This window comes from Ruegeria sp. L11 (assembly GCF_056531755.1).
The window spans coordinates 562,412-577,971 of sequence record NZ_JBQFMI010000001.1 but is presented as its reverse complement, the minus strand read 5'-3'; the positions used below and the strand labels follow the sequence as shown (position 1 = coordinate 577,971).

Genomic DNA, 15,560 nt, shown 5'->3' with positions numbered 1-15,560 from the left:
GCAGGCCTTCACCGGAAATCGCCGTCTGACCTGAAAGTTCTGGAGCGGGTAGCGGGAATCGAACCCGCGCGTTCAGCTTGGGAAGCTGACAGGCTACCATTACATCATACCCGCCGCACCCCTGAGATATAACCAGAGTTCCCTGACACGCAAGCCGGATCGTTTCAGGTTGCCCGGAAAAAGTCACTCGGTCCGCGCACGAAGACTGTCGATCAGCGAGTCATCTACATCCAAAGCCTGGATGGCCGCCTCAAGCGTGCGGCTGTCCAGATGTTGCGGGTTCAGATCGACCCCGGCTGAAAAGGCTTTGACAATGGCCTTCATGGCGCTGATGCGCGCGTATCTTTTGTTATTGGCCGGTATCACGTGCCACGGTGCCAGATCGGTCGACGTCCGGGCCAGCATTTCATCCACGGCGATCTCGGTATCATCCCATTTCTCGCGATTCCTGAAATCCTCGTATGTCAATTTCCAGCGCTTCAACGGGTTTCTTAGCCGTTCAGTAAACCGCTGCATCTGTTCATCTTCAGAGATGTGGAAGAACAGCTTGACGATCCGGGCACCATCGTCGACCAGCATGCGTTCGAAATCGTTGATTTCCTGATAAGCAGCGCGCCAGCGTGTTTCCGGTGTCAGGTTCTCGATCCGCTCGACCAACACGCGCCCGTACCAGCTGCGGTCGAATGCGGATATCGCTCCGGACGGTGGCAAACGTTCCCAAAACCGCAGCAGGTAATGCCGGTTGAGGTAGTAGTTCCGGGGCGCCCCAATTGGCCAGACCTTAAAGCTGCGCGGGTCCAAAGCCTGGCTGATCCTACGAATGGTTCCCCCCTTGCCAGCCGCATCCCAACCCTCGAACACCAGCACACCCTTGAGCCCGTGAAACAGATACGCTTGTTGAATCCTGGCCAGCTTGGCCTGAAGATCAATCAGTTGCTCGAAATACTCCTTTTTGCCCAACCGCTTGGTCAGTTCCGCTTCTGAGAGGTTCGGGGGGTGATGTTTGCGCATGGTGCCACCTGATCGTTGCGTCCCGGATCAGGATATCCTGAACCCTTGCGTAAAATCGACATTGATCAGGGGCAAACGAAAAAGGCCGGGCACAGTGCCCGGCCTTAGCTGTCTTTGTTGATGTAATCAGGCGCGGCGACGACGGCCACCGCCGCGACGACCACCGGCTGCGCCACCGGCCTCGTCAGGTGATTTGTTGAACCTGATCCACTCCCCACCATGCGGGTCGTTGTTGGTCAGCAGGTTGGCGGCGCGGATGGCCTCCATCTCCTTACCGGCGCGCGGCTTGGTGGAGCCCAGGCCAAACATCTGAACGAACGTCTCGTCATCCATGCCTTCGGGCAGGATGATGCCAGCTGCGGCAACGGCTTCTTTTTTCTCGGCGATTTTTGCCTGCGTCACCGGCAGAGCCACCGGGTTCATGATCGCCGAGGTCATGCCGGCACCCATTGCCATCGGCAGGAAGGCATTGTTGATGCCGTGGCGGTTCGGCAGACCGAACGAGATGTTGGACGCGCCACAGGTGGTGTTAACGCCCAGCTCCTCGCGCAGGCGACGGACCAGAGCAAACACCTGCTGACCGGCAGTTGCCATCGCACCGATCGGCATGACCAGCGGATCAACAACGATGTCGTGCGCAGGGATGCCGAAATCAGCGGCACGTTCAACGATCTTTTTGGCCACTTCGAAACGGACATCGGGGTCTTCCGAGATGCCTGTGTCGTCGTTCGAGATTGCCACAACAGGAACATTGTATTTTTTGACCAGCGGCAGAACCAGTTCCAGGCGCTCTTCCTCACCTGTGACCGAGTTCAGCAGCGGGCGACCTTCCGCCGCCTCAAGACCCGCTTCCAGAGCACCGGGAACCGACGAGTCGATACACAGCGGAACTTCGACCAGACCCTGTACCAGCTCGACAATCTTGCGCATCAGCGGCGGTTCGGTCTCGTTCGGGTTGGGATTCGAGTTGTAGACGACGCCCGCATTGATATCCAGAACGGTCGCGCCAGCCGCTACCTGAGCCAAAGCATCTTTTTCAACGGTCGAAAAGTCGCCCGCCTCCAACTCGGCCGCCAGCTTTTTCCGACCGGTCGGGTTGATCCGCTCGCCGATCACACAGAACGGTTCGTCAAAGCCCAGAACGGCGGTTTTTGTTTTTGATTCTACGACTGTACGGGTCATGTCCGTTCCTTAGGAGTTTGCAGGCTGCGCCGAGGCGCCGCCATTATTGATCGCCCAGTTGGCGTTGGTTTTGATCCCGCCCAGCGGGAAGAAGTGCACGTTGGTGATGTTGAAATCCGGGTTGGCCGCCTTGTGGTTGGCCAATTCAGTCACAACATCATTCGGCTCATAGGGCAGCAGAAGCTTCGACACATCCATGGCGCGCTTTTGCAGAACTTTCAGCGACGGGCCGACGCCGCAGGCAATTGCGAACTTGATCAGGGTCTGCAGTTTGGCCGGACCGGCGATACCGATGTGGATGGGCAGGTCGATACCCGCCTCTTTCAGACTATCTGCCCAGGCGATGATCGGTTTGGCATCGAAGGCAAACTGGGTTGCCAGCGCCATCTCGGCATCCGTGGTCTCGTTGAATTTCTGTTTCCAGCGCAGGGCGTCATCGACATTCTTGGTGGACCCATCGGGATCGATATCCTTGTTCCCCTCGGGGTGACCGGCAACATGAAGACGTTTGAACCCTGCCTTGTCGAACAGACCGGTTTCCATCAGCTGCATGGAACTGTCGAAATCGCCATGCGGCTTTGTCACGCCACCGGCCAGCAACAGCGCCTGTTCGACGCCCGCCTCGCCCTGGTACATCGAGATCCAGTTTTCCAACGTCGCCGCATCCTTGATGATCCGCGCCGGGAAGTGGGGCATGACAGGATAGCCTTCGGCTGCAATCCGCTTGGCTGTCTTGACCATATCTTCAATCGGGGTGCCTTCGATATGGGCAATGTAGACGCGTGTGCCTTCGGGCAGCAGCGCGCGGAAATCCTCGACCTTTTCGGCGGTCCGCGGCATGACCTCGATCGAATAGCCTTGCAGGAAGGCTTCGACGGTCGGGTTCACAGGGCTGTTTTCGACCACATCACGTTTCTTGAAGTTCAGCAAAGCCATTGAGGCCTCCCATTAAGATCCGGGCTTATGCCCAACCGTCATTTGCGATCAGCGCTTTGATGCGGTCCTGATCGTATTCCTTTTCCAGACGCAGGGCCTCGGCCTCGGCTACTTCTGCCGGGTCGCCATCAACCGCAAAAGGCTCGGCCTTGCGCCATTCGGCCAGATAGGCATCACTGTCCTTGGCGTTTACCTTCATGGCGGCGCGGTCGATGGCTTGCTCGAACCGTTCTTCCAATTGCCGCTTCGCGCCGCGACGGCCTTTGCCGACGATGACCTGAGCGGGAATGTCGCGCCAGTACACGATGGTGACGTCAGGCATTACTGTGATTCCTCCTAACCCGATGGGCCGGTTCTAAACTTCAATGTGGGGATGGGTCGGTCGATTTTCGACACCCGGCGCTTTTCAAGCGACGTTTTCGCCCACGGTGGCGTGGCGGGGTTTTAACCCGTCTCGCGGCGAAAACGCATACCAAAATTCTCATTGTCACTATGAGAGCGCTGCATAATGAACAAAAGCCCCGGACAGCATGACCCGCCCGAGGCTTGTTTCAACACGTCTTGCCGGGGTTAACCGACCAGCCCGCCGTCTTCACGAGAAACCGCAATGATGGCAGAACGAGGAACCGAGTTTCCACCGTCGGGCCAGTGGCTATTGCCGTCTTCACCGGGGTGCTGAATACCAACAAACATGGTGCGGCGATCCGGCGACCAGCTGAGGCCAGTGATCTCACACTCGTTCGGGCCAACCAGAAAACGACGGATTTCACCGGTAACGGGGTCGCCTGCCAGCATCTGGTTGTTCCCCTGCCCTTCGAAGTCGCCCTCGTTGCTGTATTTGCCGTCGGTCTGGATCCACAGCAGACCGTTGCTGTCAAACTTCAAACCGTCAGGCGAGTTGAACATATTGTCGGCGTTGACATTGTCCGAGCCGCCATAAGCATCCTGATGCACGGTCGGGTTTCCGGCCAGTACATATAGGTCCCATTCGAAACCCGATGCGCCATGGTCTCCGCCTTCAGGACGCCAGCGCACGATCTGACCGTATTTGTTCGCCTCGCGCGGATTCGGCCCGTTGACCGAAGTGTCGTCGCCACCGGCATTCGGTTTGACACCGCGGTTCTTGTTGTTGGTCAGGCAGCAATAGACCTCGGGCGCGTTCGGATTGGCCGCAACCCATTCCGGGCGATCCATAGTGGTCGCGCCCACGGCCGACGCAGCTTGCCGCGTATGGATGCAGATTTCGGCCTGCGACGTCATACCAGTTGTTTCGGGGGTCAGGTCCAGCCACTCACCAGTCCCGTCGTCGTTGAACTTTGCAACCGACAACGTACCGTTCTCAAGCAGCGCATTCGTATCCACACCAGCGGCATAAACACCTTCCGAGACGAAGCGATACAGGAACTCACCCCGTTCATCATCGCCCATGTAGACAACGACACGACCGTCATTGTTCACAATGGCCTCGGCGTTTTCATGCTTGAACCGACCGAGCGCGGTCAGCTTGCGAGGGATCGAGGCCGGATCGGTTGGATCGATTTCGACTACATAGCCTGCGCGGTTCGGCTCGTTAGGGTTTTTCGAGACATCGAAACGCTCGTCAATTCCGGCCCATCCGTATCCCCAATCCTTAGACGAAACGCCGTAGCGCTGAAGTTCGGCGCTGACTTCATGGTTTTCGTCCTCAGCCGAGAAGTAACCGTTAAAATTCTCTTCACAGGCCAAATACGTCCCCCATGGGGTCATGCCGTTGCCACAGTTGTTCCAGGTGCCCTTAGAGGTGGTGCCTGTCGGATCAGCGGCAGTTTTCAACAGATCATGGCCCGCGGCAGGGCCGGTCAGCGACATGTCTGTCTGCGGCGTGACGCGGCGGTTATACGGGCTATCCTTGACGATGCCCCATTTGCCGTCGGTAGCAGCAATCTCGACCACCGTCACACCATGCGCCATCATGCCTTTGGCAACATCGTCATCCGAGGCGGCCTTGGCGTCCGGATTGTTGCCCCAAAGGATGTCACGATTGGTGTATTCGTTGTTCACAACCAGCAGAACGTGACCCTCGTGCAGAAACACATCCTGACCGTCGGTGTTATCACCGAATGCACGTTCCTGACTGGCGGCAGTTCCACGGGTGGCCGGATCGAATTCGGGCGCATCAGACCAAAGCGGATCACCCCAGCGCACCATCACCTCGGCCTGGTAGCCCGGCGGCACGATGACGTCATCGGCAGTTGACGCCGGAATCGCCTCGAACGCAAAGCGATCTGCGGCTGCACGTACACCAGTCGGAAGCAGCGCCCCACCCAACGCCGTGAAACTTCCCATCGCCAATACGCCGCCCAGAAACCCACGACGTGATAAGGCACGCTCAACGACGCGGTCAAACTCACATACCTCTGGGCGCGGATTCACCACTTCATCGAATTCGTCAAAGGTCAGGACACGTTCATCTTTCATGGCAGGCTCCGTCTGCGGCTAATTGCGATCAAGAATCCCTCAACCGGGATCAAAGTTCAAATCGCACCTCAGTATGAACGGCGTGTGACATCCAGACTAAATTCGAAATGGAAATCGCTTGCACGTCGGCGATGCGCCGCCTAGGGTCAAATCAACTCGAAAATCGGAGGGCGTTACGATGGCGCCCAAGCGTCCCAAAGGTGCGGGCGCGTTCCCGCAAGCGGTCGAAAGCCCCGCGCCGGCAAGACCCGATCCGGATGCCCTGTATGCGGCTCTGGATTTGGGAACAAATAGTTGCCGCATGTTGATAGCCCAGCCCAAGGGCAGCGGGTTTCATGTGGTTGACAGCTTCTCCAAGTCCGTGCAGCTGGGCGCGGGTCTGGAACGCACCGGACGTCTGTCGCGGGCGTCGATGGCACGCACCGTTCAAGCGCTGCGAATCTGTCAGCAAAAGCTGAAACGGAACAAAGTGAAACGGATGCGTCTGATCGCAACCGAGGCCTGCCGCCGCGCCAAGAATTCCCGCGAATTCATCCGACAGGTCAAACGCGAAACCGGGCTGACGCTTGAAATCATCCAACCCGAAGAAGAAGCCCGTTTGGCGGTGATTTCCTGCGCCCCGCTGGTGTCCACCAAGACCGAACAGCTGTTGGTTGTCGATATTGGCGGCGGTTCGACCGAGCTGGTCTGGATCGACATTTCGTCTGTCCCTCGCCGTGACCGCCCGGCTGCGATCATGCGTTTGCATAACGGATTTCACACGGTCGACAGCCCTTTTCCGGCTGCAAAAGTCGTGGACTGGATCAGCGTGCCGCTGGGTGTTGCCACGTTGCGGGATCAGTTCAATGACGTCGAAAACGACGCCGCGCGGTTTGCGTTAATGAGCTGGTTTTTCGAAGAAAACCTGGCCGATTTCGCACCTTACAAAGATGAACAAACCCGTGAAGGTTTTCAGATCGTCGGCACCAGCGGAACTGTCACTACGGTTGCGGCATCGCATCTGGGGCTCAAGCGGTATGACCGGACCAAAGTTGACGGGCTGCGTATGACCAGTGACCAGATTGACAAAGTGATACGCGGGTATTTAGAACTCGGCCCTCATGGGCGCCGCCGGGATCCTCGGATTGGGGAAGACCGGCAGGCCCTGATCATGTCCGGCTCGGCCATTTTGCAGGCATTGTTGCGCTGTTGGCCCACTGATCGCCTTTCCGTGGCAGATCGGGGGCTGCGCGAGGGCCTGCTTTATGCACAGATGAGCGCGGACGGGGTACTGGAAGACGGACCGTTCTGATGGCGAAGACACCAACTGGCAAAAACAACTCGGGGCGCGGGCAACGTGACCTGAAGGTAAAGGTAAAAACCGCTCGTGGTCGCAAGCTGAGTTCGACCCGCTGGCTCGAACGGCAATTGAACGACCCGTATGTCAAGCGCGCCCAGACCGAAGGATACCGTGGGCGGGCCGCGTATAAGATCATGGAACTTGACGACAAGTTCCGCTTTCTCGTACCCGGAGCACGGGTTGTTGATCTGGGATGCGCACCCGGTGGCTGGTGCCAGGTTGCAGTCAAACGGGTAAACGCGCTTGGTGAAAAATCGGGGAAACGGATCGGAACGGTGCTGGGCATCGACTTACAGGAAGTCGAACCGGTTGCGGGTGCCGATACCCATGTGCTGGACTTCATGGAGGATGACGCCGACCAGAAGGTCAAGGACTGGCTGGGTGGCAAGGCGGATGTTGTAATGTCGGACATGGCCGCAGCGTCCTCGGGTCACAAGCAGACCGACCATCTGCGGATCATCGCGCTGTGTGAAACTGCGGCCCATTTCGCCTTTGACGTGCTGGAAGAAGGTGGCACATTTGTAGCCAAGGTTCTTGCTGGCGGCGCCGAGGGCGATTTGCAAAAACTTCTGAAGCAGAAATTTCAGAAAGTGGCGCATGTGAAACCGCCCGCATCCCGTTCGGACAGCTCCGAGAAATTCGTTATAGCAACCGGGTTTCGCGGCTGAACTTAATCTTCCAAACGGATACGGTTTCCGGTCAGACGTTGTTCACGCAACGACGTGGCCGCCATACCCTGCAACATCAGAGTATCCCCGTGCGAAACATATACAGGCTCGCGATTGCGCAGCTCTTCAATGCGCTGCGCCAGCGTAGCAGGGTTCGGCCCGGTTGCTTTCTGTCTTGTTGACTCAGTGGACATGCATCACCTCAAAACAACAGTTCTGAAATGCTGTTAGCGTAAAATCTTGCCGTGAAGATGGAACAAATCGGGCAAGCCTGTGCCGGATCAGGGGCCCAGTTGTTGCAACAATTGCAGCAAGGCCGGGTCATCGGGCAACCTGATCAAGGCTTCGCGTAAGGCGATACGTGCGGCTTCCGGGCCGCTGTTGATCTGAGCCAGCTGTACCACCATGGGCCACGCTTCGGCGCGCTGAGGGTCCAGCGCGACAACCTCGCGAAAGGCCCGTTCGGCGGCCGGGGCGTTGCGCAGCGTCAACGCCATGCCCCCCAGAACCAGATGCGTTTCAGGGGCATCCAGCCTGTTCGAGATCGCCGCCTGCCACTCGGCCATACCCTGCCCGGCCAGACCCTGTTGCTGAGGCGTCAGAGCTTGAGGAGGGATACTCAGATACTCCTTGGCGGCGGCAATGCGAACGTTGCGAAAAGGATCAGACAAAAGTGGCTCTAACCTTTGCGCACGATCCGTAGGGCTCGCCTGACGCTGCAAGGCTGCTGCATTTGCGCGTATCAGCGGATCGTCTTCCTGCAACAGTGGCGCTGTGCGCGCGGCAACTTCGGGCGAGCCAAAAGGTTGCAGCAAATACGCCGCTGTTGCGCGCACGATAGCGGGTTGCGAGGGATCCGTTGCGACAGAAATCAAACCCTCTGGCGTATTCAACTGACCATCGGCAGCAGCTTTGAATACCGTACCAAAATGTGCGCCCCGATTGGCTGTGTCAGGAAACCACCCTTTGATCCGGCTGGCAGCCCAGACCTGATCCTTATTCTGGTGGCAATCAGTGCAGGCATCAGCCCCTAATCCCAAATCCGGTCGCGGCACGCGAAAGCTGTGATCCCGGCGACCGTCCACTCCCATATAAGTGCGTTCGATCATGTGGCAGCTTTTGCACTGGGCACCCGCGCTATCCATAACGTGATGATGGTGACTGGGGGTATCGTATTCCTGTTTCGCTAGCGTCGGGAATTCAGGGTTTGCGGCCGTGGAATGACATTGCGTGCAAATACCGTTGCCTTCGGCCTTCAACTGCGCGCTGTGTGGCTCGTGGCAGTTCATACACCCGACCCCTCGGGCATACATTTTGGATTGCAGGAATGAGCCGTAAACGTAGACCTCATCAAGTATTTGCCCGTCCGGATGATACGAACCGGGCCGCAACACAGCCAGGTTATAGGCATCATGATACGGGGTTCCCGGCAAAGGATTTCCGTTGCCGTGCGCCTCGCGCCGCGAATGACATCCGGCGCATTGCTGGATCTCGGCCTCGGTCTGGCCCTTGCCCCAGCTCATCGAAAAGCCTCTATCACTCAGACCCCCGGCAACGCCCTGCCCTTTGGTCCAATCGATATGTGCCGACCCCGGTCCATGGCAAGCTTCGCAGCCAACTCCAATCTCAGCCTGTCGGGAAGAGTATGTTCTGGATTGCGCGTCGTAGTTCTTTTCAAACCCTGTGGCGTGACATTCGGCGCAGCGCGCGTTCCAGTTCTTGTAAGGGCCCGTCCAGTGCAGCCCGTCTTCTGGCGGCAGATCCTGATCGGGGTATAAGTGATACCAGCGCTTCTGCTCGGTATCCCAGACCACATCAAAACTTTGCAACCGCCCCGGTTCGGTTTCAAACAGAAATTGTTGCAGAGGCGTAATCCCAACGACGGAATGCACATCATATGCCGTCGTCGCACCGTCTTTTTCAGTTACACGAGCTGTGAACCTGTCTGCCTGTTTAGTAAATTCAACCGTCATCCCGTTCTGCACGAACCGGGTTCCATCGAAATCGGCGACCAGATGGCCGTCGCCAACTTCCGTCCAGGCCAAGGCATGATGAGACGAAGCCCATGCCTCGGCCTCGCGTTGATGGCAGTCCGAACATTGATCCGACCCGACATATTCCAGTGACTGCGCCTGCCCTTCACTTGCGAGGGTTAAGCAAGCCGCCAGAATGGCAAATCTCATGCCATATCTCCTTCAGCGGCGTTCCGAAGGTCGATTAATGCGCCGTTGTATTCAGCGCCAAGGATCAGCATCGCAGAACACAGATACAGGAAGATCAGCGCAGCCATTGCCCCGGCCAAACCCGCATATGTGGCACTGTAGGTGGCGAACTGGCTGATATAGACTGAAAATGCCCATCCGCCAGCTGCCCACAAAACCAATGTCAGTATGACGCCGGGCAGGATCTGGGTCAGGCTGTGCCTGCGGGTTGGCAGGATTAGATGAGCCAGCAGGACGGTGCCTGCCGGAACGGCCACGGTAAACGTCCACCGCAGGCGATCTACGGACAGCCAGTCCGCTACCGGAGCTTCGGTATGCTCTGCCACCAGTTTCGTGTAGACCGGCAAGACCACCTCGACCGTTGCAATAACAAGGATTGCCGAACCGCCAAGGATAACCAGAACCAGACACAAAAGCCGGGTCTTCCAAAAAGGCCAACTGTCCTGATCGTGATAGGCCTGATTCATCGCAGCGCGAACTGCGGCAACCCCGTTGGAGGCAAAGTAGATCGCAAGTAAGCCACCCAGCGTAATCACACCCGACCCTGCCCCGGCCAGAACGGCACGCAATTCGGCCACGATAGGGTCCGCAACATCCTTGGGCCATGCCCCGAACAGCAGATCAATCAACTCATCAGTGACATAGTCCTGCGACAATGCCCCGGCCAGCGCCACGGTGAACAACACAAAGGGAAACAGGGCCATCATCAGCGACATGGCGACGTGGCTGCTCATGACAGGTCCGTTTTTCCTGACGAACCGGCGAAGTGCCAGCCACAGTGCCTGAAGCGGGCGGCCAAACGGGGGAATCGTGGGCTTTGTCATCCTGCAACCCTAACCTGCCGAAATAAAACACAGAACCCGTCATCGGTATCAAAGTGACAAATGCCGATCTGCAAACGGCTGACTGCATTGCTAAAAACGGATTGCAGGTGCAGGATTGGAAAAAGCGGGGCGATCACCAGCCTGCGTAAGAACAGATAAACAGGATACTGAATGATCCCGGATCAGGAAGATTTCACGGCTCGCCCCAGGCTAAAACTGTCTGTTGTCCGCGACACCTGCATTATCGCGACGCTGATAGTGTTGGGGCTTTATGCTGGGGCGAACTTCCTGATCCCGCTTGCCATGGCGCTGCTGGTCAACGTTCTGATCATTGCGCTGAGCGACCGCGTCGTCGCGCTAACCCGCGCTCCAGTCTGGCTGGCAAATATCGCTGGTGTGACCATCGTTCTGGCGGGTTTGTTCATGATCATGTACGTGCTGGGCAGTCAGGCAACGCAGTTTGCACGGTCCGTCAGCACATACGAAAACCAGTTCGACGGGGCGGTTGAGCGCATAACCGGTCTTGTCGGCAACGACGTCACCACTTTCATCCGCGACAATCTGGTCAGCATCGACATGACCTATGTCGCACGCCTGTTGCTGGGCAGCGCTACGTCCCTACTGAACCAGTTCTTTCTGATCAGCCTCTATGTCGCGTTCCTGATGGCCGAGCGTCTGGCCTTTCGCAAGAAAATTCAACTTGCGGCTGGCGACCCCCAAACCGGCGCAGATTTTGCGACCATGCTTGATGCCATATCGATCAGCCTGCAACGATATGTTGGGGTAAAGACACTAATCAGCCTGATCACAGCGGGCATCAGTTATTTTGTATTCAGGGCCCTTGGTTTGGAATATGCGGAAACCTGGGCCGTTTTGACCTTTGCTTTGAACTTCATTCCTTCGATCGGGTCGATCATAGCGGTGTTTTTCCCAGCCATGATCGCGCTTGTTCAGTTTGATACGATCGTACCGTTTCTGATCATCTTGTTTGGGTGCGGCACCCTTCAATTCCTGATCGGTAACTTCCTTGATCCGGCCATGCTGGGCCGTTCGCTGAACATGTCGACATTCCTTGTCATTCTGGCGTTGACCTTTTGGACAACTGTCTGGGGCCTGATCGGTGCTTTCCTCAGCGTACCGCTGACGGTCTGCATCCTGATCGTGTTCAGCCACATCCCCGCTTTGCGCCCGGTTGCAATCCTGATGTCTCTGGACGGCCAATTGGGCGAGGAGGACAGTCAGGCGCGTGCGAAAAACTGAACCGCGGCGTGGCGTAGGCTTAAGTTCGTCGGGTGCCGTACGCAGCGGCCAGCCTGTCCGCGTATGTTGGACCGCATGCCGGTGTCGCTACCCGAAACCTCAGGTCTGACAACTGGCTATCAATGCGCCCCGATCCAGCAGTCGAACCCGGCCATACCCCAGTTCGATTAACCCCAAATCCACAAGCCGGTGAAGGTTCCTGTGCAAAGTCGGCTGCGATACAGCAATCATCGCCGCCAGATCGTCTTGGGAAACATCAATCCAGCCCTCGGTTTTCGAGGTTCCTTCGTCCAAGTGAAGCAACCGCAAAACCAGCCGCTTTTCCGTTCCCGTCACGGCCAGATTTGCCATGATGCGCAAAGCGGTCCGCATATTCTCATGCGTTAACGCATAGAAATCCCGGATGTAGTCAGGATTGTTCTGAATCAACCGCGAGATGCTCAGGTTAGGGAAAAACAAGGCTTGAGTGGCTTGCGTCGTGACAACACTGACCAGACGCAGTGCACCTGCAAACAATGCAAGATCGCCAATCCAGAACCCAGCGCCATCGCGGTGCAAAACAAACTCCTGACCGTCATCCGCGGGGGCCGTTATCTGCACACCACCGCTGAGAATCGCGTAGATTCCATTTGCCGGATCACCGTAGTGGTACAGCGTCTCTCCTGCTTCTACCGATTTCGCTATGCCAAGGGCTGCCAAATCGGCCTGAAACTCTGAAGAGCGTTCACTGAACCATCCGGTGTTTCTTAATAGCGTCAGATTATTCATTTTGTTTCACATTTGTACTTTGAGATATAATCATATGATGAGTTTCCGACGCAAGAACTGACCTATGCTGGAAACGTTCGATTCCCGGAATCTGATATTTTCGACATGGGAATCAACACATTGCTGCCGTGTTGTTCATGCGTTTGAACGCCGGAGATTTTATTTTCCAAGGGTCACAAAGATCCTATCAGATCAGGAGCAAACCATGTTACCTCCATGTTCGCCATCCGGCACCTGGCGCAGTAACTTGCGCCGACTTGCCGTGGTAACCGCCACATTGACACTGGCCATACCCGCCTGGGCGCAGGACCAGAAACCGAATATCCTTGTGATCTGGGGCGACGATGTCGGCCAGTCCAACATCTCGGCCTACACGCGGGGTCTGATGGGGTATCAGACACCCAATATCGACCGTATTGCCGAAGAAGGCATGATGTTCACGGATTACTACGGTGAACAGTCGTGCACGGCTGGGCGATCATCTTTCATCATGGGGCAATCCGTTTTCCGTACGGGCCTGTCCAAAGTTGGCCTGCCGGGCGCTGAGGAAGGCATGCAGATCGAAGACCCGACCATTGCGGGCCTTCTGAAAGCGGAAGGCTACGCCACGGGTCAGTTCGGAAAAAACCACCTGGGCGACCGGGATGAACATCTGCCGACAAACCACGGTTTTGACGAATTTTTTGGCAACCTCTACCATCTCAACGCCGAGGAAGAGCCGGAAAACATCGACTATCCCAATGATGCTGTTCTGCCCGATGGCAGAACCTTCCGACAGGCTTTTGGCCCGCGCGGTGTAATCAAGTCGACAGCGGGTGGCGAGATCGAGGATACCGGCCCGCTGACCAAGAAGCGTATGGAAACGGTCGACGATGAAACCGCGGCGGCTGCGATTGAATTCATCCGCAAACAAGAGGAAAGCGGCACGCCGTGGTTCGTCTGGTGGTCAGGCACCCGGATGCATTTCCGCACGCATGTTTCCGAAGAGAAATGGGCAAAGGCCAATGAAATCGTCGGCAAGCAGGTAGATGAGTATACGGCTGGCATGATCGAACATGATATGCATATTGGCGACTTCCTGACTGCGCTGGATGAGCTGGGCATCGCCGACAAGACCATCGTGTTTTACTCGACCGACAATGGTCCGCACATGAATACCTGGCCAGATGCCGCGATGACCCCGTTCTGGGGTGAAAAGAATACCCAATGGGAGGGCGCATGGCGCGTACCTGCCATGGTTCGGTGGCCCGGCAAGATTACCGAAGGTGCTGTGTCGAACGAGATCGTGCATCATATGGATTGGTTGCCGACATTCCTGGCTGCAGCTGGCAACGAAACCGTGAAAGAAGATCTTCTGGAAGGTGTCACCGTGGCCGAAGTTGGCGGCGGGCGCGACTATCGCGTGCATCTGGATGGCTACAACATCTTGCCGTTGCTGACCGGCGAAACAGACAAGAGTCCGCGCAGGGAAATCTTCTATTTCACGGACGATGGTGACCTTGCGGCACTGCGCTTCGGTGATTGGAAAATCACCTTCCTGGAACAGAAGGCATGGGCAACTTTGCGCGCCTGGATGGAGCCACTGACCCCTCTGCGCGTGCCATTGATCACCAACTTGCGACGCGACCCGTACGAGCGTGGCTACCGCACATCGAACACCTACTATGACTGGATGCTCGACCGTGCCTACATGCTGGTACCTGCGCAGGCCTATGTCGCGCAGTTCCTTGAAACCTTCAAGGAATACCCACCCCGACAGGAAGCGGCGAGCTTCAGCCTCGACAAGGTGATGGAGAAGTTGACGTCACCTCCGGGCGCACCGTGAACCTGACTGTTTGATCCAAGACACAGCAAAGCCGGAGTCCCGATACCGGGGCCCCGGCCCTTCTCATTAGCGGTTGAAAATTGAGGAATAATCCGTGCGTCTGTTTTTGATATTGTGCAGTGTGCTAGGAGCGACGGTCGCCATCGCTGACCCCTTGCCGTCATGGAACAATTTAGAATCCAAAGCGAAAATCGTTTCGTTTGTTGACGAGGTAACCGACCCTGCCTCAGCTCATTACGTGACGCCTGATGATCGGATCGCCGTATTCGACAATGACGGAACGCTTTGGGCCGAACAGCCGGTGTATTTTCAGTTCCTTTTCGCCATGGATCGTCTGGCCGATCTGGCCAAGCGGGACCCGTCGATCCTGACAACTCCTGCTCTGGAAGCTGCTGCAAAGGGTGATCTAGCGACCGTTCTTGAAGGCGGGCATGAGGCGCTGATCGAAGTTGTCAACGCATCGCATTCTGGCACCAGCGTCGAAGACTTTCAGGCAGCTGTTGCGCAGTGGCTGGAAACCGAACGCCACCCCAACACCGGCCTTCGTTATGACCAGATGACCTATCAGCCGATGGTCGAGTTGCTGCGTTATCTACGTGACGAAGGTTTCAAGACCTACATCGTATCCGGCGGCGGCATTCATTTCATGCGCGTCTTTGCCGAGGATGCATATGGTATCCCGCCGGAACAGATATTGGGGAGCTTTGCTGACAGCACCTATAAGGTGATCGACGGCAACCCGACGATCATCAAGGCACCGGGGTTAGCCTTCATCGACGACAAGGAAGGCAAGCCGATCAACATCGAGCGCACGATTGGCAGACGCCCGATTCTGGCCGCAGGCAACTCAGACGGAGATTTCGCTATGCTGGATTGGACAACGTCGGGTGACGGCCCGCGTTTGGGAATTCTGATCCATCACACGGACGCCGAACGCGAATGGGCCTATGACCGCGAAAGCCCGATAGGAAAGCTGGCAGACGGGCTGGATCAGGGTCCTGACAAGGGATGGATCATTGTCGATATGGCGCAAGACTGGTCACGCATCTACACTGGGGAAAACTAAAC

Annotated in this window: 14 protein-coding genes and 1 tRNA gene; 5 read left to right on the top strand and 10 right to left on the bottom strand. The window is 56.9% G+C overall.

The annotated features are described in order from the left end of the window. Window positions 1-40 precede the first annotated feature (40 nt). The 6 genes from ACR0CE_RS02835 to ACR0CE_RS02810 form a co-directional block, all read right to left on the bottom strand. Window positions 41-114: transfer RNA gene (locus tag ACR0CE_RS02835), tRNA-Gly, on the bottom strand. A 69-nt stretch (window positions 115-183) separates the two neighbouring features. Further along, entirely contained in the window at window positions 184-1,011 is an 828-nt protein-coding gene (locus ACR0CE_RS02830; protein ID WP_480830828.1) for a polyphosphate kinase 2 family protein, read from the bottom strand. Between the two features lie 126 nt (window positions 1,012-1,137). Beyond that, window positions 1,138-2,193 (bottom strand): methyltetrahydrofolate cobalamin methyltransferase, encoded by a 1,056-nt coding sequence (locus tag ACR0CE_RS02825; protein ID WP_480830826.1) that lies wholly within the window; start codon window positions 2,191-2,193, stop codon window positions 1,138-1,140. Between the two features lie 9 nt (window positions 2,194-2,202). Then, entirely contained in the window at window positions 2,203-3,129 is a 927-nt protein-coding gene (locus ACR0CE_RS02820) for a methylenetetrahydrofolate reductase (protein ID WP_267365938.1), read from the bottom strand. A 25-nt stretch (window positions 3,130-3,154) separates the two neighbouring features. Continuing rightward, a complete protein-coding gene (locus ACR0CE_RS02815; RefSeq protein ID WP_209503861.1) occupies window positions 3,155-3,451 on the bottom strand; it encodes a virulence factor in 297 nt (98 codons plus the stop codon). Window positions 3,452-3,699: 248 nt separating this feature from the next. After that, window positions 3,700-5,586, bottom strand: coding sequence for a PhoX family protein (locus ACR0CE_RS02810; RefSeq protein ID WP_480830825.1), 1,887 nt, complete (start codon window positions 5,584-5,586; stop codon window positions 3,700-3,702). 178 nt (window positions 5,587-5,764) lie between these two features. Here ACR0CE_RS02810 and ACR0CE_RS02805 point away from each other — a divergent pair, with 178 nt between their 5' ends. Next, on the top strand, window positions 5,765-6,877 hold the full coding sequence (locus tag ACR0CE_RS02805; protein ID WP_267365936.1) for a Ppx/GppA phosphatase family protein: 1,113 nt from the start codon (window positions 5,765-5,767) through the stop codon (window positions 6,875-6,877). Next, complete coding sequence (locus ACR0CE_RS02800; protein WP_267365935.1) at window positions 6,877-7,593, top strand: RlmE family RNA methyltransferase; 717 nt, start codon at window positions 6,877-6,879, stop codon at window positions 7,591-7,593. The genes ACR0CE_RS02805 and ACR0CE_RS02800 overlap by 1 nt, the downstream gene beginning before the upstream one ends. 2 nt (window positions 7,594-7,595) lie before the next feature. On the opposite strand, the gene ACR0CE_RS02795 is transcribed toward ACR0CE_RS02800, so the two are convergent. From ACR0CE_RS02795 to ACR0CE_RS02785, 3 genes are all read right to left on the bottom strand, one after another. Next, complete coding sequence (locus tag ACR0CE_RS02795; RefSeq protein WP_480480831.1) at window positions 7,596-7,787, bottom strand: hypothetical protein; 192 nt, start codon at window positions 7,785-7,787, stop codon at window positions 7,596-7,598. A gap of 87 nt (window positions 7,788-7,874) precedes the next feature. Continuing rightward, a complete protein-coding gene (locus ACR0CE_RS02790; protein WP_480480829.1) occupies window positions 7,875-9,776 on the bottom strand; it encodes a multiheme c-type cytochrome in 1,902 nt (633 codons plus the stop codon). Continuing rightward, on the bottom strand, window positions 9,773-10,639 hold the full coding sequence (locus ACR0CE_RS02785; protein ID WP_480472895.1) for a YihY/virulence factor BrkB family protein: 867 nt from the start codon (window positions 10,637-10,639) through the stop codon (window positions 9,773-9,775). The genes ACR0CE_RS02790 and ACR0CE_RS02785 overlap by 4 nt, the downstream gene beginning before the upstream one ends. Before the next feature lie 171 nt (window positions 10,640-10,810). On the opposite strand from ACR0CE_RS02785, the gene ACR0CE_RS02780 reads away from it, so the two are divergent. Beyond that, window positions 10,811-11,899, top strand: coding sequence for an AI-2E family transporter (locus ACR0CE_RS02780; RefSeq protein WP_480830823.1), 1,089 nt, complete (start codon window positions 10,811-10,813; stop codon window positions 11,897-11,899). Between the two features lie 99 nt (window positions 11,900-11,998). Here the strand turns inward: ACR0CE_RS02780 and ACR0CE_RS02775 are convergent, their stop codons facing one another. After that, window positions 11,999-12,667 (bottom strand): Crp/Fnr family transcriptional regulator, encoded by a 669-nt coding sequence (locus ACR0CE_RS02775; protein ID WP_480830821.1) that lies wholly within the window; start codon window positions 12,665-12,667, stop codon window positions 11,999-12,001. Window positions 12,668-12,872: 205 nt separating this feature from the next. On the opposite strand from ACR0CE_RS02775, the gene ACR0CE_RS02770 reads away from it, so the two are divergent. Beyond that, the gene (locus tag ACR0CE_RS02770; protein ID WP_480830820.1) at window positions 12,873-14,492 is read left to right on the top strand and encodes an arylsulfatase; all 1,620 of its coding nucleotides are present in this window, start codon (window positions 12,873-12,875) and stop codon (window positions 14,490-14,492) included. 94 nt (window positions 14,493-14,586) lie between these two features. Next, on the top strand, window positions 14,587-15,558 hold the full coding sequence (locus tag ACR0CE_RS02765) for an HAD family hydrolase (RefSeq protein ID WP_480830818.1): 972 nt from the start codon (window positions 14,587-14,589) through the stop codon (window positions 15,556-15,558). The last annotated feature ends 2 nt before the right edge of the window (window positions 15,559-15,560 follow it).

What these genes read in the sequence shown, in the direction of transcription:
- ACR0CE_RS02830 (WP_480830828.1), bottom strand. Translation starts at nt 1,011, where the DNA reads ATGCGCAAACATCACCCCCCGAACCTCTCAGAAGCGGAACTGACCAAG.
- ACR0CE_RS02825 (WP_480830826.1), bottom strand. Translation starts at nt 2,193, where the DNA reads ATGACCCGTACAGTCGTAGAATCAAAAACAAAAACCGCCGTTCTGGGC.
- ACR0CE_RS02820 (WP_267365938.1), bottom strand. Translation starts at nt 3,129, where the DNA reads ATGGCTTTGCTGAACTTCAAGAAACGTGATGTGGTCGAAAACAGCCCT.
- ACR0CE_RS02815 (WP_209503861.1), bottom strand. Translation starts at nt 3,451, where the DNA reads ATGCCTGACGTCACCATCGTGTACTGGCGCGACATTCCCGCTCAGGTC.
- ACR0CE_RS02810 (WP_480830825.1), bottom strand. Translation starts at nt 5,586, where the DNA reads ATGAAAGATGAACGTGTCCTGACCTTTGACGAATTCGATGAAGTGGTG.
- ACR0CE_RS02805 (WP_267365936.1), top strand. Translation starts at nt 5,765, where the DNA reads ATGGCGCCCAAGCGTCCCAAAGGTGCGGGCGCGTTCCCGCAAGCGGTC.
- ACR0CE_RS02800 (WP_267365935.1), top strand. Translation starts at nt 6,877, where the DNA reads ATGGCGAAGACACCAACTGGCAAAAACAACTCGGGGCGCGGGCAACGT.
- ACR0CE_RS02795 (WP_480480831.1), bottom strand. Translation starts at nt 7,787, where the DNA reads ATGTCCACTGAGTCAACAAGACAGAAAGCAACCGGGCCGAACCCTGCT.
- ACR0CE_RS02790 (WP_480480829.1), bottom strand. Translation starts at nt 9,776, where the DNA reads ATGAGATTTGCCATTCTGGCGGCTTGCTTAACCCTCGCAAGTGAAGGG.
- ACR0CE_RS02785 (WP_480472895.1), bottom strand. Translation starts at nt 10,639, where the DNA reads ATGACAAAGCCCACGATTCCCCCGTTTGGCCGCCCGCTTCAGGCACTG.
- ACR0CE_RS02780 (WP_480830823.1), top strand. Translation starts at nt 10,811, where the DNA reads ATGATCCCGGATCAGGAAGATTTCACGGCTCGCCCCAGGCTAAAACTG.
- ACR0CE_RS02775 (WP_480830821.1), bottom strand. Translation starts at nt 12,667, where the DNA reads ATGAATAATCTGACGCTATTAAGAAACACCGGATGGTTCAGTGAACGC.
- ACR0CE_RS02770 (WP_480830820.1), top strand. Translation starts at nt 12,873, where the DNA reads ATGTTACCTCCATGTTCGCCATCCGGCACCTGGCGCAGTAACTTGCGC.